An 18,237-nucleotide genomic window follows, 5' to 3' on the forward strand; every position below is an offset into this window, starting at 1 on the left:
AATGTTTTAGGCTGGGCGAAAAGATCACCTGGGGGTGGACGCATGGGTGAGGTGCGCTTCGGTGTGCACGACGTCGCCGGGATCCGGTTCGCGATCTCGCCGCTGTGGGAGACCCTCGCGAGCTTCCGGGCCGCGTCCGATCCGGGACGGCACGCCGTCCATCTGCCGTGGATCAAGCCGGCGTTGGCGCTGCGGGAGGACCGGGCCCTCGCCGCGCGGATCGCGCCCCTGCACACCGCGGCGGCCTCTCCGGGGTTCGTCACGCCACCGCCGCGCTGCCCGCTGGCCGAGTTCGAGGAGGAACTCGCCCTGACGGCGGCCGCGCCGGAGCTGGGCGAGGCGCTGCGGGCCTGGTGGGAGGCGGCGGTCCGGCCGTACTGGCCGCGCGTCCGGGCCGTACTCGAGGCGGACATCGCGTACCGGACCCGGCAGCTCGCCGAGGACGGCATCCAGGAGGTGTTCGCCCGGCTCCATCCCGCCCTGCGCTGGACGGGCGACCGCCTGGTGTCCCCGGATCTGCCCCCGGCCGGGCTCGACCTGGGCGGTGCGGGCATCACCCTGGCCCCCAGCGCCTTCGCGGCGCGCTGCCACCTGCTGACCGGCCCCGGCCCCGCGCCGCCGGCCGCCGTCTACCCCTCGCGGGCGGTCGGCGGCCTGTGGGAGCGGCGCAGCGCCTGCGGGGACGGGCTGGCGCGGTTGCTGGGCCGCAGCCGGGCCCGGCTCCTGGCCTTCACCAGCTCCCCGAGTACGACGACCCAGCTGGCGGCCCGCAGCGGCCTCAGCCTCGGCGCGGTGTCCCAGCACCTCTCGGTGCTGCGGGACGCGGGTCTCGTCACGAGCCACCGCTACCGGCGCGAGGTGCACTACACGGCGAGCGATCTGGGCACCGCCCTGCTGGATCGGGCCTGACGCTCACCCCGTGAACAACTGGCGCATCTTCAGCGCGAGTTCGTACATCCCGTAGGCGAAGGGGAGGCCCGCCCAGAGCCAGGAGACGGCGAACAGCGCACGGCGGCCACCGGTCACAGGACGGCTCCCTTCTGCGCGGCGGGGACGGCCGGCGGACCGGCGGCCGGGGGTTCGTGGTGGCGGGGGTGCACGGGGCGTACGAGTTCGTTGGCGACGAAGCCCACGGCGAGCAGGCCGATCATGATGAGGAAGGAGGTGCTGTAGAGGGCGGTACCGGTCCGCCCGGCCGCCTTCCCGGCGTCCGCCACGGCGTTGACGATCAGCGGGCCGAGAATCCCGGCCAGGGACCAGGCGGTGAGCAGCCGACCGTGGATCGCGCCGACCTGGAAGACCCCGAAAAGGTCCTTCAGATAGGCGGGGACCGTGGCGAAACCGCCCCCGTAGAAGGAGAGGATGACGGCCGCGCACGCGATGAACAGGGGTTTGGAGGAGTTTCCGGTCAGCGCGATGAGCAGGTACATCAGCGCGCCGGCGCCCAGGTACAGGCGGTAGATCCGCTTGCGGCCGACGAGGTCGGAGACCGACGACCACAGGAAGCGGCCGAGCATGTTCGCCAGCGACAGCAGTCCGACGAACCCGGCCGCGGCGCCCGCCGCCACCGGTGTCGGCGTGCCGGCGAAGAAGTCCACGATCATCGGGGCGGCCTTCTCCAGGATGCCGATGCCCGCGGTCACGTTCATGCACAGGACCACCCACAGGCACCAGAACTGCGGGGTGCGCAGCGCGTTGCGGGCGGAGACCCGGACGCCGGGATCCAGCGGGCGGCGCCCGCCCGACGGCCCGGGCACGGCCGCCCCGGGCGGTTCCCAGCCCGGCGGGGGCAGCCGTACCAGCAACACCCCGAAGGCCATGAAGACGGCGTACCCGGCGCCCATGACGAGGAAGGTCTCCGCGATCCCCGCGGAGTTCCGGCCGAAGGCGTCCAGCAGCCGCGCCGTCCAGGGCGCCGCGATCAGCGCGCCGCCGCCGAAGCCCATGATGGCGATGCCGGTGGCCATGCCGGGCCGGTCGGGAAACCACTTGATGAGGGTGGACACCGGGGAGATGTAGCCGATGCCCAGGCCGATCCCGCCGACGAAGCCGTAGCCGAGCACCACGATCCAGTACTGGCGGGTCGCGGCGCCGAGGGCGGCCACGAGGAACCCGGACGTGAAGCAGACGGCCGACACGGTCATGGCCCAGCGCGGCCCGTGACGCTCCACCAGGGTGCCGCCGAAGGCCGCGGAGAGCCCGAGCATCACGATCGCGAGCTGGAACGGGAGCGCGGACGCGGTGCCGGAGAGCCCGAGGGAGGTCTCCAGCGGCGGTTTGAACACGCTCCAGGCGTAGGCCTGGCCGATGGCGAGGTGAATGGAGAGGGCGGCGGGCGGAACGAGCCAGCGGCTCCAGCCCAGGGGTGCGGGCGTACGCAGTCCGGCGAGCATGCCGCGGACCGTACAGCACCCGCGCGCCGCCGTGTGAGGGCCTCTCGGGCCATTCTCCGCCGGTATGTTCTGCGTCTGCCCCATCGCGAGAGGAGACGGCGTGACGGTGAGCGAAGAGAAGGCCGTGGACGTGGGACCGGCGGGCATCGAGGTGGCCTACGAGCGGTCGGGGGACCGGCGGGCGCCGGCGGTGCTGCTGGTCATGGGCATCGCCCTCCAGATGTACGGCTGGCCCGACGGCTTCTGCGCGGAGCTGACGGGGCGCGGCGTACAGGTGATCCGGTTCGACAACCGTGACGCCGGCCTGTCGTCGCACTTCGCCGACGCGCCGGTGCCCGATGTGCGGGCGGCGCTCGCCGGCGACCTGTCGTCGGTGTCCTACACCCTGTCCGACATGGCGGCCGACGCGGTGGGCCTGCTGGACACGCTCGGTCTGGACAGCGCCCACGTCGTGGGTCTGTCGCTGGGCGGGGCGATCGCCCAGACGATGGCCATCGAACACCCGGGCCGGGTCCGGTCGCTGACGTCCCTGATGTCCACGACGGGCGACCCTGCCGTCGGCCTGCCGAAGCCGGAGGCGCTGGGCGCGCTGACGGGGCCGCCGCCGAAGAGCCGCGAGGAGGTGGTCGAGCGGATGGTCACGGCCGTACGGGTGCTGGGCTCGCCGGGGTTCGCCTTCGACGAGGCCGCGGCGCGCGAGCGCGCCGGCCGCGCCTTCGACCGGTCCTACGACCCGCTCGGCGTCGCCCGCCAGGCCGTGGCCTCCGTCGCGTCGGGAGACCGGACGGCGCGGCTGGGGTCCCTGCGGCTGCCCGCGCTGGTGATCCACGGCGCCGACGACCCGATGTGCGACGTCAGCGGCGGCCGGGCCACCGCCGCGGCCGTCCCCGGCGCCGAGCTCGCGGTCTTCGCCGGCATGGGTCACGACCTGCCGCGGGCGCTGTGGCCCGCGATCGCCTCGCTGATCACGGACCTCGTCCACCGCGCCGAAGCGGGCCGGTAGGCGGGCGGCGCGCGGCGCGCGGGGTCAGCTTTCGGCCGCGCTCGGCAGGGCGTGGGGCCGCCGGTCGCCGCCGTGGGCGTGCGTGTGGTCGGTGTGGACGGTCGCGGCCGTCATCCTGGGGATGGCGTGGATCAGGGCGTGTTCGGCGGCGAGCGCCAGCTCGTGCGCCTGGACGACGGTCAGGTGGGGGCCGACCACGATGTCGGCCTCGGCGCGCAGGGCGTGGCCGATCCACCGCATGCGCAGCTGCCCGACCCCGAGCACCCCTTCGACCTCGCGCAGGGCGCGCTCGGCGGTGTCCACGAGGGCGGGGTCGACGCAGTCCATCAGGCGGCGGTAGACCTCGCGGGCGGCGTCCTTGAGTACGAGCAGGATGGCCAGGGTGATCAGCAGGCCCACGACGGGGTCGGCGGCCGGCAGTCCGGACGCGGAGCCCGCGGCCCCCAGGAGGACGGCCAGTGAGGTGAAGCCGTCGGTACGGGCGTGCAGGCCGTCGGCGACCAGGGCGGCGGAGCCGATCCGCCGGCCGGTGCGGATGCGCAGGCGGGCCACCCACTCGTTGCCGGCGAACCCGGTCAGCGCCGCCGCGCAGACCGCCCACAGGTGGGTGACCTCCCGGGGGTGCAGGAGCCGGTCGATGGCCGTCCAGGCGGCGAAGGCGGCGGACGCCGCGATGACCGCCACGATCAGTACGCCCGCCAGGTCCTCGGCGCGGCCGTAGCCGTAGGTGTAGCGGCGGTTCGCCGCCCGCCGCCCGAGGACGAAGGCGATGCCCAGCGGTACGGCGGTGAGGGCGTCGGCGGTGTTGTGGACCGTGTCGCCGAGCAGGGCCACCGACCCGGACAGGGCGACGATCACGGCCTGGAGGGCCGCGGTCGCCCCCAGGACCGCCAGCGAGATCCACAGCGTGCGCATGCCCTCGCGGGAGGCCTCCATGGCCGCGTCGACCTTGTCGGCGGCCTCGTGGCCGTGCGGGGTGAGCAGGTGCGCGAGCCGGCGGCGCGGCCCACGGGGGTGCTCGTGGTCGTGGTGCCCGTGCCCGTGGTCGTGGTGGTGGTCGTGGTCGTGCGTGGGGGTGCTTCCGCCGCCCCGGTTGCCGTCCATGGACCTTACGTTGGCACAGCGAACCCGTTGCGGCTACAGCCGTCCTACGGGCCGTGACCAGGTGCGACGGACTCGCACGTACGCACGCTGTTAACGTGCGGGCATGAGCGCTCCCATCGGATCCTTCGCCGACGCCCGCCCCGCCCCCGACTGCCTGGCCGAGCTGGTCGCACCGGTCGCCGAGGCGGTGCGCGGCTGGCGCGGTGGGGTCCCGGCGCGGGAGATCGTCTACGTCGACACCGACCCGGCGGTGGCCGATACGGCCGCCTTCGTCGAGCGTTACGGGCAGGAGCTGCTGGGGCAGTCCGCGAACTGTGTCGTGGTCGCCGCCAAGCGCGGCGGCGAGACCACCCTGGCCGCCTGTCTGGTGCCTTCGGCCGGCCGGGCCGATGTGAACGGGGCCGTCCGGCGGCGCCTGGGGGCCCGCAAGGTCTCCTTCGCGCCGATGGCCACGGCCGTGGAGCTGACCGGCATGGAGTACGGCGGGATCACCCCGCTGGGGCTGCCGGCCGACTGGCCGCTGCTGGTGGACGCCGCCGTCGGCGACATGCCGTACGTGCTCGTCGGGAGCGGCCGCCGCCGCGGCAAACTCATCGCTCCGGGAAAGCTGTTCGCCCAGATCCCCGGCGCGGAAGTGATCGAAGGCCTCACCCTCGCGCCCTAAACCGTCTCTAGAGGACGGCCGTGAGGATCCCGACGAGGACGCCGGCCGCCACGCCCAGCACGACGACGGCCACCATCGCGGCCAGCGCCGCGAGCACGAACCCGCCCCCGTCCACGGCCCTGCCGCGGCGGGCGCAGGCGGACATCCAGGCCGCGAGGGCGAGGAAGGGCACGAGGAGCAGTCCCGTCGCGACCACCAGGTTCCCCACGGCGAAGCCGGACCGTTCGTACGCCCTACCGCGCGCGGTCCGGACCTCCACCTCGGAGCCGGGCCGGTGCTTCGCGGCGGCCGTCTCCAGCAGGATCTCCTCCTGCGGCCCGCCGTGCCCGCGCGGGGTGTAGCGGCCCTTGCACTGCGTGCCGGCCGCATAGCCCTCCGCGTCGGTGGCCTCGTAGCACTCGGAGACGGTCACGACCCCGTCCACGGGCCCGAGGCCGAGCACGGCCGCCAGTTGCGGTCCGGGCAGGAGCCAGACCAGCCAGGCGGCGAGGACGAGCGTCGCCGCCGATCCGAGTGCCGCCGCGCCCCGGGCCGCTGTCCGTGCACCACCCCGCACCACGGGCACCCCCTCTCCCCGTTGGGCCATACCCGTGGCGGGCGCCGCATAACTCCGCCCCCGGGACCGGCCGCGCGGAAGTAGCCACCGTCCGCTATCCGCCATTGGGGTGCCGACGCCCCCGCGGCGCCCCGACCGGCTCCTAGGATGAAGCCCGCTGCGGCCCCGGGCGCGCCGCAGCACAGGTCCACAGGCAGGGAGTTGAGGCATGAAGCGGTTGCGCGCACTGGTCGCGGTGGGGGTCCTGGCGCTGGGGTCGGCGGGCGCGGGCACCGCCCAGGCCAGTCCGCCGTCCCCGGCCTCCGAGAGCTCCGGCTGCCCGGCCGCGGAGATCTTCGCCACCGACAACACCGCCGTCATCACGGATCCGGCCGACCCCCGGCTCCAGACGCGACTGAAGCGCTTCGACCGCGAGGTGCGGGAGATCATCCGCGCCAACGGGGCGCGGGCCGGTTCCTCGACCCTGCTGGACGGGGTGTTCTGGTCGCAGGAGGAGCAGCAGGCCACCTACGAGCGCTCGCGCGAGTTCGACGTCGCCCAGGTCAGCGCGGACGGGCTGCACCACATCGCCGACGTCATCCGCAAGCGCTACGAGCAGGAGTCGGTGCTGACGTTCCGCTGCCTGCCCCGCAGCTCGCCGGAGACCGACGCGGTCGAGATCCAGGCGCCGGGCGTCAGCGCCACCCGGCTGCGCGACGCGCTGCTCGCCGACCCCGAGGCGCGCGACCGGCTCGGCGGCGGCTCGGTCGCCCTCGACGGGCGGCTGATCCTCGTCGCGCCGCTGGCCGACCTGCCTCTCGCCCGGAAGTTCACGGCCGCGCTCGGGGTGGACTGGAACAAGGCCGAGGTCCGTTACGGGGACGAGGAGTTCGTCGCGTAGCCCGGAGCGGGGGCCGGCACGGGGTGGTGGTGTCCGGCACGCGGACCGTCCCGGAGCGGCCCCTCACCGCGCGTTAGGCTGCACGTTCGCGGGGGCCATCCACACACGGGCAAGGTGAACATGTTCGAGCCGGCGCAGGTCAATCCGTACCCCGACAGCCACGTACTCGGGGAGGGACCCGACCCGCACCCGCTGCTGGCTCCGGTACTCCCCCTGCTGGGGCGCTGGCACGGCCGGGGGCGGGGCGAGTACCCGACGCTGGCTCAGGACTTCCGGTACGAGCAGGAGATCACCTTCAGCCACGACGGCCGCCCCTTCCTGCGTTACGAGGCACGCGCGTGGCTGGTCGACGAGGCCGGCGCCCCCGTCCGTCCGGCGGGGCGGGAGGCCGGTTGGTGGCGGGTGACGCCCGACGCGTCGCTGGAGGTGGTGCTCGCCCATCCGACCGGCATCGTCGAGACGTACGTGGGGCGGGTGTCGGGCACCGGCGCCGCGGGGCTCGAGATCGAGATCGAGACCAAGGACGTGTCGCTGACCCCGCTGGCCAAGGAGGTCACCGGCACCCGGCGCCACTACACGCTCGACGGCTCCGACCTGACGGTCGTGCACGACATGGCGGCCGTGGGACAGCCCCTCCAGCACCACCTGACGACCCGTCTGCGCCGGCTCGCCTGACGGGCGGTAGTGGCACCAGCACCACCCCGGATACGGGTGGTGGGGAGATCGTCGCGGGCCGTGCGTTCGCGGAGGATCGACATGACCGATCCACGCGACTGGGGGAACACAGCCACATGCACCTGTTCACGAAGACCGCGCGCCGGGCCGCAGCCGCCGCGTGCGGGCTGCTCGCCGTGGCGGCCCTGCCCGCGGTCCCGGCGCACGCCGCGACGGCGGCCGGGGCGCCCGCGATACCCGGCCGGTACGCGCACCAGAAGCTCGACTGGCGGCCCTGCGACTCCGGTCCGCTGGAGTGCGCCTCGATGTCGGTGCCGCGCGACTGGTACCACCCCGGCCGGGGGCCGGACCTCACCATCGCCGTGTCCCGGCACCGCGCCGCCGACCCCGCCGCCCGGCGGGGCGTCCTGATGATGGCGGCCGGCGGCCCGGGGGCCTCGGGCCTGGGGCGGCCGGCGGGCCTGGCCGCGTACGCGCCGAAGCTGGCGGCCGCCTACGACATCGTGAGCTTCGACCAGCGCGGGGTCGGGGCGAGCACGAACGTGGTCTGCTCCGGGCAGGAGAAGGTGGACGCCCTGTTCGGCGGCGGCGACCTGCGCGACCGGTCGGAGGAGGCCGTGCGCGCCACGGTGGAACGCGCGCGGGACTTCGTACGCGACTGCCGGCGCAACTCGGGCGGTCTGCTGCCCCACATCACCACCGACCAGGCCGTGCACGACATGGACCTGTACCGGGCGCTGCTCGGCACGGACAAGGTGTCGTACTACGGTCCCTCCTACGCCACCTTCCTCGGCGGCTACTACGCGACCCGGTTCCCGCACCGGGTCGAGCGGGTGGTGCTCGACAGCAACATCGACTTCGGCGGCAGCTGGCAGGACTTCCTGACGGGGCAGCCGATGAGCTTCCAGCGCCGCTTCGAGCAGGACTTCCTGCCGTGGCTGGCCGCGAACGACGCGACGTACCACCGGGGCAGGACCCCCGAGGAGGCCAAGGCCTCCTACGAGCGGCTGCGCGCCTCGCTGCGCGAGCGGCCGCTGGACCTCGAGGGGACCCGTGTCACGCCCGACCACCTGGACGCGGCCACGACGAGCATCATCTACAACGGTGACCGGTTCCCGGACCTCGCCATGCTCCTCGGCGTCCTGGAAGACCCCGGGAGCGCGCCGCCCGCCACCCGCCGGGCCCTCGCTCAGAAGCTGAAGCACCCGATGGCGGCGGGGTTCGCCGCGGACTTCTTCTCCGTGATCTGCTCCGACACCCCCTGGAACCGCGACAGCGGCTACTGGGTGCGCAGGAGTGAGGCGGACAGCCGCGCGTACCCCCTGGCCGGAGCGCGGGAGCTGACCTTCACCTCGATCTGCGCCGCCTGGCCCCGCTCCAGGGCTCCGCGCGTCGAGGTCACCGGCAAGGGGCTGCCGCCGGTCCTGATGCTCAACTCCACGCACGATCCGGCGACCTACTACGAGGGGGCCGTACGGGCCCACCAGCGGCTGGCGGGCTCCCGGCTGATCACGGTCCGCGGCGGCGACCACGGCGCCTACCAGGCGAAGAACGCCTGCGTGGACCGCTACGTCGAGGAGTTCCTGCTCGACGGCCGGCTGCCCGCCGCGGACGCCGCCTGCGAGGGGAAGCCGCTGCCGGATCCGGCGGCGGCCGGTCCTCAGGCCGCGGAACCGCTGTCGACGACGAGGTCGGTCCCGACCACGGAGCCGGCCGCGGACGACGCGAGGTAGAGCACGGCGGCGGCCACTTCCTCGGCCTCCGCGACCCGGCCGAGCGGGTTCTCCGACTTCATCCGCTCGGCCCGGTCGGCCTCGGTCTCGCCGGGCCACAGCGACATGGGCGCGGCGGAGGCGCCCGGGCTGACCGCGTTGATGCGGACGCCCTCGTGGATGTGGTCGAGGGCGGCGGCGCGGGTGAGGGCGGAGACGGCCGCCTTCGAGGTGATGTACGCGGCAAGGTTCGGGATCCGCATGTGCGCGCCCAGGTTGGAGGAGACGTTGACGATGGCGCCGCCGCCGTTCTCCCGCATGTGCGCGATCTGGTGCTTCATCGCCAGCCAGACACCGGTGACGTTGGTCCGCTGGACCGCCTCCCAGTCCTCCTCGCTGACCTCGGCGACGGGTCCGACCCCACGGAGTATGCCGGCGTTGTTGACCGCGATGTCCAGCCCGCCGAAGCGGGCGACGCTCTCGCGGACGAGGTCCTGGAGCCGGCCGGAGTCGGTGACGTCGGCGGGGATCGCGGCGGCGGTGCCGCCGGACGCTTCGATGAGGGCGACCGTCTCCTCCAGGGTGGCCGCGGTGCGTCCGGCGGCGACTACGGAGGCGCCCTCGGCGGCGAAGGCGAGCGCGATGGCGCGGCCGAGGCCGGAGCCCGCGCCGGTCACCAGGACGGTCTTGCCGGTGAAGCGGTTCATCTTCGGTGACTCCCTTGAGGGGCGATGGCCCCATATTTGAACGATCGGTTCAGTATTCGGGCATGCGAAAGGCGTGTACGAGGAACCGGGGGCCCGCGCCGCGTGCCGCGCGCGGGGCTCCGTCAGGCCAGCAGGGCCAGGGCCTGCTCCGCCGCGTCCCGCACCCGGGCGGGGTCGTCCGAGGCCTTGCCGACGACCCGGATGCCCTGGAGCAGGACCAGCAGCATCCGGGCCAGGGCGCGCGGATCGCGGTCGGCGGCCAGCTCCCCCTGCCCCTGGGCCCGTACGAGCGCCGAGTGGAGCAGGGTCTCGAAGCGGTCCCAGCTCACCTCCACCCGGCGGGCGGCCGCCGGGTCGTGCGGGGCCAGCTCGGCCGCCGTGTTGGTGAGGAAGCAGCCGGTGCGCCGCTCCCCCGGGGACGCGGCCTCCGCCGCGAAGCGGCGCAGCACGGCCCGTACGGCGGGCAGCGCCGGCCCCGGCGCGGAGAGCTCGGACAGGAGCAGCGGGTGGTGCGTCTCGGCGTAGCGGTCCAGCGCCTTCAGGTAGAGCTCGTGCTTGCTGCCGAAGGTCGCGTAGATGCTGGCGCGCCCGATGCCGAGGTGCTCGACGAGGTCCGCCACCGACGTCGCTTCGTAGCCGCGGCGCCAGAACAGCTCGAGAGCCGACTGGAGCGCGGCGTCCGGATCGAATTCCTTGGTCCTGGCCACGTCGAAGATCATAAGACTGACTGGAACGAACGGTCAAGAATGATCTGGCCTCCGGCTCCAGGGCCCTCCCGGCGCGCCGCACCCGTCCATCCGTGCTGTCCTCGTATGGGGGAGGGCACGGAAGAAGTTCCGGAGTACGCGCAGAGCCGAGGAGGAACCATGAACAGGAACCTGCGGGCCCGCGACATCATGACCAAGGGCGTGCAGTGCGTCCGCCAGGAGCAGTCCCTGCTGGACGCGTCGCGCATGATGCGCGACCTGAACGTCGGATGCCTGCCCATCTGCGGGGACGACGAGCGCCTCCAGGGGCTGATCACGGACCGCGACATCGTCGTCAAGTGCTGCGCCGAGGGCAAGGACCCGGCGAAGGTCCGGGCCGGGGAACTCGCCGGCACCCTGCACTGGGTGGACGCCGAGACCAACGCCCAGGAGGCGCTGGACACCATGGAGATCCACCAGATCAAGCGGCTGCCGGTCATCGACGTGGCCGGCGGCCACCGCCTGGTCGGCATGATCACCGAGGCCAATCTGGCGAAGAACCTCTCCGACGAGGACATCGCGGAGTTCGCGGTACGCGTCTACGCCGCCAACTGAGCGGGGCCGTCCGCCGACCGCCGACCGCCATCCACCGGCCGCCACCCGTGACCACCGGCCGGCGGGCTCGTTGAACGGGGCGGTCAGCGAAGTGCGCAGTGCGCCGGCCGGGGACTTCCAGCCCGGCCGGCGCGTTGTGTTCTCGGGGCCCGGGAACGGTTCGGGGCGTACCGGATAGGTCACTGGTTCCGGTTCTCGTCCACCGTCGTCCGGGGACCCTGGAGAGAACCGAGTGCGCACCCGCGGATTCCCGCCGTCGCCCGTCGCCGCCGCCCTGACCTGCCTGCTCGTCGCCCTGGCCGCGGTGGGCGACCGGCCGGCCGGGCCTCCCCCGCCGCGCGGCGTCACCCGCACCTCGGCCGGCGCCGCCGCCGTCCTGGAGGACGCGCGGACCCCCTTCAGCATGCTGGCCGTCACCGCCCCCGCGGGCCGCGGAGCGCAGGGCGGCACGTACCGGGTCCGCGCCCGGGCCCGGGCCTCCGGCGCCTGGTCCCCGTGGACGGTGGTGGAGGCCGGGGAGCCGTGGTGGGCCGGGCCGTCCGCCGGCGTGGAGGTGCGCGCCGACGGCGCCGGGGCCCGGCTGCCGGCCGGGCTGCGGCTGGACCTCGTCGACCCGGGCCCCGGACCCGCGGCCGGGGCGGAGCCGGCCGCGTACGCGGTGGCGGGGACGGCCGCACGCCCCCGGATCGTCCCGCGCGCCGGCTGGGGCGCCGTCGAGAACCCCGGGGACCCCACGGTGTACGGCCGGGAGGTGAAGGCGGTGTTCCTCCACCACACCGCCCAGAGCAACGACTACGACTGCGCCGACTCCCCGGCGGTCGTGCGCGGGCTACAGGCCCTCCACCAGCGGGTCAACGGCTGGAAGGACCTCGGCTACAACTACGTGGTCGACAAGTGCGGCACGGTCTTCGAGGGCCGGGCCGGCGGCTCCGGACGGCCGGTCACCGGGGCGCACACCCTCGGCTTCAACAACGACACCCTGGGCGTCGCGGTGATCGGCCGGTACTCCGACCGGGAGGCCGAGCCCGCGGCCACGGCGGCCGTCGCGCGCCTCGCGGCCTGGGCCCTGGGCCGCTACGGGTACGACCCCGCCGGCACCGTCACCCTCACCGCCTCCATCGACAACGGCCGCTCCCGGGCCGGGGAGCGGGTGACCGTGGAGCGGATCTCCGGCCACCGCGACGTCTTCACCACCGAGTGCCCCGGAACGGCCCTCTACGGGCAGCTCCCCGCCATCCGCGCGCAGGCCTCGGACCCGGTCACCGGGCTGGTCGGCGGCCTCGTACCGCCCAGGCGCGGGCGGTGAGCGCGATGGATCCGTCGGGCCGTACGGGCAGGGCCGCGGCGACCGGCCCGCCCGGCCGCACCGCCCGGGTCGCCTCGGCCACCGCCGCCTCCGGGGCGGGCAGGAAGTTCAGCGCGAGCGCGCTGACGGCGGCGTCGCAGGCCCCGTCGCGCACGGGGAGCGCCTGCGCGTCGGCCACCGCGAAGACCGCCGCGCTGACGGCGGCGGCGCGGCTCCGGCCGCCCAGGTGTCGAACCGCTCCTGCACGCGGCCTAGACGGGGTGGCCGTCGGGGCCGGTGTGGTCGGCCTGGCTGGAGAACTTGTTGAGGAAGACGTCGTACAGGCCGTCGGGCCGGCGGGTGAGGGTGGCCCCGTCCTGCCAGGTGCCGTTGTCGTCCCACCACTGGCTGCCGTACGGATCGCCCTGGTTCTGGTGGATGTTGTGCATGCCGAGCCCGTGGTCGAAGGGCTCGCCGAAGATCATGATCTCCCTGCCGGGGACGAGGATGGGCTCCAGTGCCCGGGCGGCGTCGAGGTTGGAGCCGGAGACCCAGGGGCGGGGCGGATTCAGCCGGTTCAGGAGGTCCTGGAGCCAGGCGGGCGGGCGCAGGACGAAGGCACAGCCGGGGCGGTCCACGAGGGCCGGGTGGCGCAGGTAGTCCAGGGCGCCCGAGCCCGAACTCATCGACAGCTCGTGGTAGCCGGGAGGCAGGGCGGGCACGGGGTCGAGCACGGAGGCGGCCAGGGTGAACACCTTCCACTGGACGCCGGTGGCCGACTGCTTGCTGTCCACGTCGACGGCGCACCGGTATCGGCCGGCGGGCGCGTCCACCTCCAGGTTGACGTGGAACCAGTGCCCCTGGGTGTCGGGCTGGTCGCGGAAGTGGCGGTGCAGCGTCCCTGACAGCACGCCGTAGGAGTCGAGCGGCATGCGGCCAGTCAACCACCGGCCCCGCGCACGGCGGTGTGACGCGCGGAGGATCCCCTCCCCGGCCCCCGGCCGGCCGTACTCAGGTCGCGCGGTCTCAGTTCGCGCAGTCCGTGTCGCGGGCGGGGCGCTCGCCGGTGGTGAGGAAGCGGGTGACGGTGCGGTTCCCGCAGGCGTTGCCGTTGCCGAGGTACATGCCGTGGCCGCCCTGCTCGACCGTGACCATGACGGCCCGGCGGCCGAGGGCGCCCCGCATCTTCAGGCTCTCGGAGTGGGGCGTGGACGGATCCCGGCGGCTCTGGACCATGAGGACGTTCGAGGGGCCGTGGCCGGTGATCCGGGTGGGCTTGTGTCCGGGGGCGCTCTTCCAGAAGGAGCACGGGAGCACGTTGACCGGCATCCCGGCCGTCAGCGGGTGGCGGGCCCGGTCCTCGTCGACGGCGCGCTGGTGGCCGGTCCGGGAGGCGGCGGGCCAGGCCACGTCGTTGCACACGACCGCGACCGTCAGCGCGGCGTCCTCGTCGCGCAGCGGCCCGGCGAGCTCCGGCGGCAGGGCGGGGGTGCGGGCCGGGTTGCGCAGGGCGGTGACGAGCCGGGCGAAGCCGGGGAAGGCGGCGTCGCTGTAGAGGGCGTTCTGCAGGGCCTGGCGCAGGCCGTTGCCGGTCAGGGGCACGCCCGGGGTGGTGGACGGCCGGGGCGCGCGGTCCAGGGAGGCGGCGAGCTCGAGCACGAGGGGGCGCACCTCCTCGGGACGCGGCGCCAGCCGCAGGCCCTCCTTGTCGCGGTCGGGGTGGGCGGCCCAGGCGGCGAAGTCGGGGAAGCGGTCGTCGGCGCCCTTGCTCATGTTGGCCAGCCAGCCCCGGGCGACCCGCTCCGGGTCGGGGTCGCCGCTGCTGTCGAGGACCCAGCGGTCGGTGCGTCCGGGGTACGTCTGCGCGTACACGGCGCCCACGTAGGTCCCGTACGAGACTCCCCAGGCGGAGAGCTTGGCCTCGCCGAGCGCCATGCGGAGCCGGTCCATGTCGCGGACCTCGTTGGCGGTGGTGAAACTGCGCAGCACGGGCCCGCCGTTGCGGGCGCAGGCCTCGGCGACGCGCTGGGAGCGGGCGAGGTTCTCGCCGATGTCCCCGTCGGGGCCGGGCCAGGAGCGCAGGGTGGTGAGGTAACGGTCCTCGGGGGCCAGGCCGCAGCTCGCGGTGGTGCTGCCGCCGACCCCGCGGGGGTCGAAGGCGACGAGGTCGTACGCGCCGGCGAGCTGCTCCTGGAGGGCCGCGCCCTTCTGGGTGAGGCGCTGTACGCCCGAGCCGCCCGGGCCGCCGGGGATCACGACGAGGGTGCCGCGCCGGGCCTGGGGCCGGTCGCTGCGGATCCGGGAGACGGCCACGCTGATCTGCGGGCCGGCGGGGTCGTCGTAGTCGAGCGGTACGGGGAGGTCGGCGCACTCCTGGGCGGCGGGGCCGTCCGGCTTGGCGCAGGGGTGCCAGTTGAGCCGGGGGATCTCCGCGCGGGGCCCGCCGGCCGCTGCCGCCGGTAGGGCGGTGGCGGTCAGGGCGGTGGCGGTCAGGGCGGTCGCGGTGGCGGCGGAGAGGGTGAGCAGGAGGGCCTTGTTCCGTGAAGTGGTCATGGGGGAAGCCTCGTCGAGCGGGCTCCTCGGACCCATCCGGCAGCCGCCCGCTCCGGGGTGGGGCTAACCCCCCTTACAGGAAGCGGCCGTTGACCCGGTGGGCGGTGCAGCAGGCGTCGCGGTGCATCTGGCGCAGGACGGGACGCCAGGCCGGGGCGGGGGTGACGGGGTGGGGGAAGGCGGCTTCCAGGGCGGCGCGTTCGTACAGGGTGCCCGCGCGCAGGGTCGCGCGGACGCGGACCAGGTCGGCGAAGTCGGTGAAGGGGTCGCCGTCGACGAGGGTGAGGTCGGCGAGTTTGCCGGGTTCGGCCGTGCCGAGGTGGCCGGCGGCGCCGTAGACGCGGGCCGGGGTGCGGGTGGCGGTGGTGAGGGCCTCGGCCGGTGACAGGCCGTACCGGTGCAGGGCGCGCAGGGCGAGGTGGAGGTGGAGGCCGACCGGGGTGAGGGGGGCGTCGGTGCCGAGCGCGACGCGGCCGCCGCCCGCGAGGACGCGCCGGTAGACGGCCACCTCCCGTTCCAGGGCGGTGTGCTGCTCGGCGGTGGGCGGCTGGGCGGCGGCGGCCCGGAGGGTGGCCACGTCCCAGGGCGGCATCATGGCCGTGACCCGTGCTTCGGCGGCGAGCGCCGGGTCGGCGCCGATGAGGGGCAGGGCCGTGAAGGGGGTGGCGACGAGGTCGAATCCGCCGTGCGTGTAGACCTCCAGGGTGTCCTGGTGGGTGAGGCCGGCGGGGGTGGCGCCGTGGCCGTGCTCGGCGCGTTCGGTGGCGACCAGGTGGGTGGTCAGGTCCTGGCCCGACTGGATGCCCGGGGCGCACAGGTGGGAGCCGGCGAGGACGCCGAGCCGTTCGTGGGCGAAGCGGGCGGCTTCCTCCATGAAGTCGTACGGGGCGCGGACATAGGTTTTGACGAAGTCCCAGTCCAGGGCCTCGGCGCGGGCCAGTGAGCGGGCGAGTCCGGCGCGGGTGCGGTGGGCGCGTCCCATGCTGTAGGCGACGCGGGAGCCGTCGAGGAGTTCGCCGCCGGCCAGCAGCCGGGGGGAGGCCAGGCGGCCGGCTCGGATGTCCTCGCGCAGCCGGGCCTGTTCGTGGGCGGAGCCGCCGAGGGAGACGGCGGTGGTGATCCCGTAGGCCAGTTGCAGGGCGCCCTGGCGGGCCCCGTAGGTGTAGGGGTACGGGTGGACGTGGGAGTCCCACAGCCCCGGCAGGACGGTGCCCCGGGAGGCGTCGACGGTGCGGGCGGCGCGGCGGCGCGGACGGTGCGGCTCGACGGCGGTGATGCGGCCGCCGCTGATGAGCAGGTCGACGTCGGCGCGGGGCGGGGATCCGGTGGCGTCCCACAGCAGTCCGGCGTGCACGACGGTGTCGACGGGCTCGGGGCGGCGGTAGGACAGGGCGACGGGAACGCTGCGGGGCGCGGCCGCGGGGGCGCCGGCGGAGTCGAGGGTGAGCAGGCGCAGGCGGGCGCCGGACTGGTAGAGCAGGGTGCGGGAGTCCCCGGACCAGGAGGGGTGGTCGGCCGCTTCGTCGGTGAGGCGGCGGGCGGGGCCCGCGGGGGTGCCGTCGGGGGTGACGGGGAGCAGCCAGAGGGCCGATTCGCTGACGCAGGCCAGGAAGCGGCCGTCGGGCGACCAGACGGGGCCGGAGGCGTAGCGGTCGGAGAGCGAGGCGTGCGGGGCGAGGGCGTGCAGGCGGGCGGCGCCGGTGGCGGTGTCGACGATCCGGATGAGGTTGTAGCCCTCGCGGAAGCGGCGGCTGAGCCGGTTGCGGTCGCAGAGGGCGATGTGACGTCCGTCGGGGGACCAGCTGGGCGGGCTGGGCAGGCCACCGCCGCCGAGGGCCGCCACGAGCGGGGTGTCGGTCCCGGTCCGCAGGTCGCGTACGACGAGCCGCCCGGCGAGGTCGAGGGCGGCGAGGCGGGTGCCGTCCGGGGAGAGGGATCCGTAGACGCGGCCGCTCGGGGAGAGCACGCTCTCGCGGCCGTCGGCGAGTTCCCTGCGGCGTACGGTGTTCAGGCCGTCGCGGTCGTCGGTGTACACCAGTGCCCGGCCGTCCGGGGTCCACACCGGCCCCTGGACGTAGGCGGTGGCCGGGGCCTGGAGGATCCTGCGCGGGGCTCCCCCGGTGACGGAGGCGGTCCAGAGGGCGCCCAGCGCGGCGAAGGCCACGCTGCGGCCGTCGGGTGAGAGGGCGGGGAGGTGGATGCCGCGTACCGGGCGGGGGTGTTCGGCCTCCAGGTCGTACTCCTTGACCGGGTAGCGGGGGCGGGGCACTTCGAGGGTGGCGTCGAGGGGGATCTCGTGGCCGGCGCCGTCGCGGTGGGGGCGGATCACCCGGAACCGGCCGTCGAGGGTGATCAGGAGGCGGTCGTCGCCGATCCAGCGCGGGGGCGCGGGGGCGAGGTCGCCGTCGAGGGGGACCGGGCGGCCGTCGGCGTACAGCGTCAGGTTCTCCGCCTTGCGGGGTCCGGGGGTGGCGGACAGCCAGGCGGTGCGGCCGGCCGGGGAGAGCGCGGGGGCCAGCAGGCTGCCGCTGGTGACGGTGTGTTCGGTCCGTACGGGATCCCCCGCGGCACCCGCGCCGCCGGCGGCGACGGAGGCGAGGGTCCGGGCGGTGAGGGTCTCGCCCGTGAGGGTGGCGCGCAGGAACAGGACGCGGGCGCCGTCCGGGGAGAAGACCGGGTCGAGGTCCTCCCAGGCACCGTCCTGGGCGGGTCCGGACTGGCCCGGCACTCCGGTGAGGCGGCGCAGGCCGCCGTCGGCGACGGATACGGTCCAGATCCGGTACGGGCTGCCGGCGACGGGGTCCCCGCCGCGTTCGGAGCAGAAGGCGAGGGTGCGGCCGTCGGGCGACCAGGCGGGCGCGCGGTGGTCGAAGGGGCCGTCGGTGAGGCGGCGCAGGCCGGAGCCGTCGGCGCGCATCACCCAGATGTGGAAGGCGCCGCCGCGGTAGGCGCTCATGGCCACGCGGCGCCCGTCCGGGGAGAACACCGGGCGGCCGGGTTCCAGGTCGGGCGGGGTGAGCCGGGTGGCGGGCGAGCCGTCCGGGGGCAGTGACCAGAGGATGTTCTGGACCTCGGCGATGACGCGCCGCCCGTCGGCGGTGGCGGTGGCCGCGCCGTTGGTGGCCCGGGTGAAGCGCAGGACTGCCCGGTCCCCGGCCGGTGGCGCCGCCGATGGCGCGGATGCCGCCGCCGAGGCCCGGGCCGGGGGCGCGGCCAGTGCCGCCAGCGCCCCGGCCGAAGCCGCCCGCAGAACCGTCCTGCGCCCCATCCGCACCCCGGCCACCCGCCTCACCCGTCGTTCCCGCCCGACTGCCCGTCAGGCAGCCAAACGATCACGACCCCGTTTCGGCAACGGTGGCCCGGGAGCGGGCTCACCCCGGTGGACCGGGGTCCACCGGGGTGAG

At 75.0% G+C, this 18,237-nt stretch carries 17 protein-coding genes; 8 read left to right on the forward strand and 9 right to left on the reverse strand.

Annotated elements, in window-relative coordinates; genetic code table 11:
* Positions 1-42 precede the first annotated feature (42 nt).
* On the forward strand, positions 43-909 hold the full coding sequence (locus OOK34_RS29540) for a helix-turn-helix domain-containing protein (protein WP_267037217.1): 867 nt from the start codon (positions 43-45) through the stop codon (positions 907-909).
* Between the two features lie 113 nt (positions 910-1,022).
* On the opposite strand, the gene OOK34_RS29545 is transcribed toward OOK34_RS29540, so the two are convergent.
* Positions 1,023-2,393 (reverse strand): OFA family MFS transporter, encoded by a 1,371-nt coding sequence (locus OOK34_RS29545; protein WP_267037218.1) that lies wholly within the window; start codon positions 2,391-2,393, stop codon positions 1,023-1,025.
* Positions 2,394-2,493: 100 nt separating this feature from the next.
* Here OOK34_RS29545 and OOK34_RS29550 point away from each other — a divergent pair, with 100 nt between their 5' ends.
* Positions 2,494-3,396 (forward strand): alpha/beta hydrolase, encoded by a 903-nt coding sequence (locus OOK34_RS29550; protein ID WP_323183503.1) that lies wholly within the window; start codon positions 2,494-2,496, stop codon positions 3,394-3,396.
* 24 nt (positions 3,397-3,420) lie between these two features.
* On the opposite strand, the gene OOK34_RS29555 is transcribed toward OOK34_RS29550, so the two are convergent.
* Positions 3,421-4,500 (reverse strand): cation diffusion facilitator family transporter, encoded by a 1,080-nt coding sequence (locus OOK34_RS29555; protein ID WP_267037219.1) that lies wholly within the window; start codon positions 4,498-4,500, stop codon positions 3,421-3,423.
* A 103-nt stretch (positions 4,501-4,603) separates the two neighbouring features.
* Between OOK34_RS29555 and OOK34_RS29560 the strand changes: the two genes are divergently transcribed.
* Complete coding sequence (locus OOK34_RS29560) at positions 4,604-5,164, forward strand: YbaK/EbsC family protein (RefSeq protein WP_267037220.1); 561 nt, start codon at positions 4,604-4,606, stop codon at positions 5,162-5,164.
* Between the two features lie 7 nt (positions 5,165-5,171).
* Here OOK34_RS29560 and OOK34_RS29565 read toward each other — a convergent pair whose 3' ends face one another.
* A complete protein-coding gene (locus OOK34_RS29565) occupies positions 5,172-5,729 on the reverse strand; it encodes a hypothetical protein (RefSeq protein WP_267037221.1) in 558 nt (185 codons plus the stop codon).
* Positions 5,730-5,928: 199 nt separating this feature from the next.
* Between OOK34_RS29565 and OOK34_RS29570 the strand changes: the two genes are divergently transcribed.
* The 3 genes from OOK34_RS29570 to OOK34_RS29580 all read left to right on the forward strand — a co-directional run bounded on the left by OOK34_RS29570 (position 5,929) and on the right by OOK34_RS29580 (position 9,008).
* Positions 5,929-6,600 (forward strand): hypothetical protein, encoded by a 672-nt coding sequence (locus OOK34_RS29570; protein ID WP_267037222.1) that lies wholly within the window; start codon positions 5,929-5,931, stop codon positions 6,598-6,600.
* Positions 6,601-6,720: 120 nt separating this feature from the next.
* Entirely contained in the window at positions 6,721-7,275 is a 555-nt protein-coding gene (locus tag OOK34_RS29575) for an FABP family protein (RefSeq protein ID WP_267037223.1), read from the forward strand.
* Positions 7,276-7,391: 116 nt separating this feature from the next.
* Positions 7,392-9,008 carry an alpha/beta hydrolase gene (locus OOK34_RS29580; protein ID WP_267037224.1) on the forward strand — a complete coding sequence of 539 codons (1,617 nt, stop codon included), beginning with the start codon at positions 7,392-7,394 and terminating at the stop codon, positions 9,006-9,008.
* Here OOK34_RS29580 and OOK34_RS29585 read toward each other — a convergent pair.
* On the reverse strand, positions 8,936-9,694 hold the full coding sequence (locus OOK34_RS29585) for an SDR family NAD(P)-dependent oxidoreductase (RefSeq protein WP_267037225.1): 759 nt from the start codon (positions 9,692-9,694) through the stop codon (positions 8,936-8,938). The two genes, OOK34_RS29580 and OOK34_RS29585, sit on opposite strands and share 73 nt — an antisense overlap.
* Positions 9,695-9,816: 122 nt before the next feature.
* Positions 9,817-10,401, reverse strand: a complete 585-nt coding sequence (locus OOK34_RS29590) for a TetR/AcrR family transcriptional regulator (RefSeq protein WP_267037226.1) — start codon at positions 10,399-10,401, stop codon at positions 9,817-9,819.
* Between the two features lie 159 nt (positions 10,402-10,560).
* On the opposite strand from OOK34_RS29590, the gene OOK34_RS29595 reads away from it, so the two are divergent.
* Together OOK34_RS29595 and OOK34_RS29600 are read left to right on the forward strand one after the other, a co-directional pair.
* On the forward strand, positions 10,561-10,995 hold the full coding sequence (locus OOK34_RS29595; protein WP_267037227.1) for a CBS domain-containing protein: 435 nt from the start codon (positions 10,561-10,563) through the stop codon (positions 10,993-10,995).
* Positions 10,996-11,227: 232 nt separating this feature from the next.
* Positions 11,228-12,301 carry a peptidoglycan recognition protein gene (locus OOK34_RS29600; RefSeq protein WP_267037228.1) on the forward strand — a complete coding sequence of 358 codons (1,074 nt, stop codon included), beginning with the start codon at positions 11,228-11,230 and terminating at the stop codon, positions 12,299-12,301.
* On the opposite strand, the gene OOK34_RS29605 is transcribed toward OOK34_RS29600, so the two are convergent.
* The 4 genes from OOK34_RS29605 to OOK34_RS29620 form a co-directional block, all read right to left on the reverse strand.
* Entirely contained in the window at positions 12,255-12,527 is a 273-nt protein-coding gene (locus OOK34_RS29605) for a methyltransferase domain-containing protein (protein WP_267037551.1), read from the reverse strand. The genes OOK34_RS29600 and OOK34_RS29605 overlap by 47 nt on opposite strands.
* A 25-nt stretch (positions 12,528-12,552) precedes the next feature.
* Positions 12,553-13,212 (reverse strand): DUF2278 family protein, encoded by a 660-nt coding sequence (locus tag OOK34_RS29610; protein ID WP_267037229.1) that lies wholly within the window; start codon positions 13,210-13,212, stop codon positions 12,553-12,555.
* Between the two features lie 94 nt (positions 13,213-13,306).
* On the reverse strand, positions 13,307-14,833 hold the full coding sequence (locus OOK34_RS29615; RefSeq protein ID WP_267037230.1) for an alpha/beta hydrolase: 1,527 nt from the start codon (positions 14,831-14,833) through the stop codon (positions 13,307-13,309).
* A 73-nt stretch (positions 14,834-14,906) separates the two neighbouring features.
* Positions 14,907-18,101: an amidohydrolase family protein gene (locus OOK34_RS29620; protein WP_267037231.1), complete on the reverse strand. Its 3,195-nt coding sequence runs from the start codon at positions 18,099-18,101 to the stop codon at positions 14,907-14,909.
* Positions 18,102-18,237 lie beyond the last annotated feature (136 nt).

The organism is Streptomyces sp. NBC_00091, from assembly GCF_026343185.1.
Classification (GTDB): Bacteria; Actinomycetota; Actinomycetes; order Streptomycetales; family Streptomycetaceae; genus Streptomyces.

Coding starts and splice junctions, on each gene's coding strand:
- OOK34_RS29560 (WP_267037220.1), top strand. CDS start 4,604: ATGAGCGCTCCCATCGGATCCTTCGCCGACGCCCGCCCCGCCCCCGAC.
- OOK34_RS29570 (WP_267037222.1), top strand. CDS start 5,929: ATGAAGCGGTTGCGCGCACTGGTCGCGGTGGGGGTCCTGGCGCTGGGG.
- OOK34_RS29620 (WP_267037231.1), bottom strand. CDS start 18,101: ATGGGGCGCAGGACGGTTCTGCGGGCGGCTTCGGCCGGGGCGCTGGCG.
- OOK34_RS29585 (WP_267037225.1), bottom strand. CDS start 9,694: ATGAACCGCTTCACCGGCAAGACCGTCCTGGTGACCGGCGCGGGCTCC.
- OOK34_RS29555 (WP_267037219.1), bottom strand. CDS start 4,500: ATGGACGGCAACCGGGGCGGCGGAAGCACCCCCACGCACGACCACGAC.
- OOK34_RS29545 (WP_267037218.1), bottom strand. CDS start 2,393: ATGCTCGCCGGACTGCGTACGCCCGCACCCCTGGGCTGGAGCCGCTGG.
- OOK34_RS29580 (WP_267037224.1), top strand. CDS start 7,392: ATGCACCTGTTCACGAAGACCGCGCGCCGGGCCGCAGCCGCCGCGTGC.
- OOK34_RS29575 (WP_267037223.1), top strand. CDS start 6,721: ATGTTCGAGCCGGCGCAGGTCAATCCGTACCCCGACAGCCACGTACTC.
- OOK34_RS29540 (WP_267037217.1), top strand. CDS start 43: ATGGGTGAGGTGCGCTTCGGTGTGCACGACGTCGCCGGGATCCGGTTC.
- OOK34_RS29615 (WP_267037230.1), bottom strand. CDS start 14,833: ATGACCACTTCACGGAACAAGGCCCTCCTGCTCACCCTCTCCGCCGCC.
- OOK34_RS29595 (WP_267037227.1), top strand. CDS start 10,561: ATGAACAGGAACCTGCGGGCCCGCGACATCATGACCAAGGGCGTGCAG.
- OOK34_RS29610 (WP_267037229.1), bottom strand. CDS start 13,212: ATGCCGCTCGACTCCTACGGCGTGCTGTCAGGGACGCTGCACCGCCAC.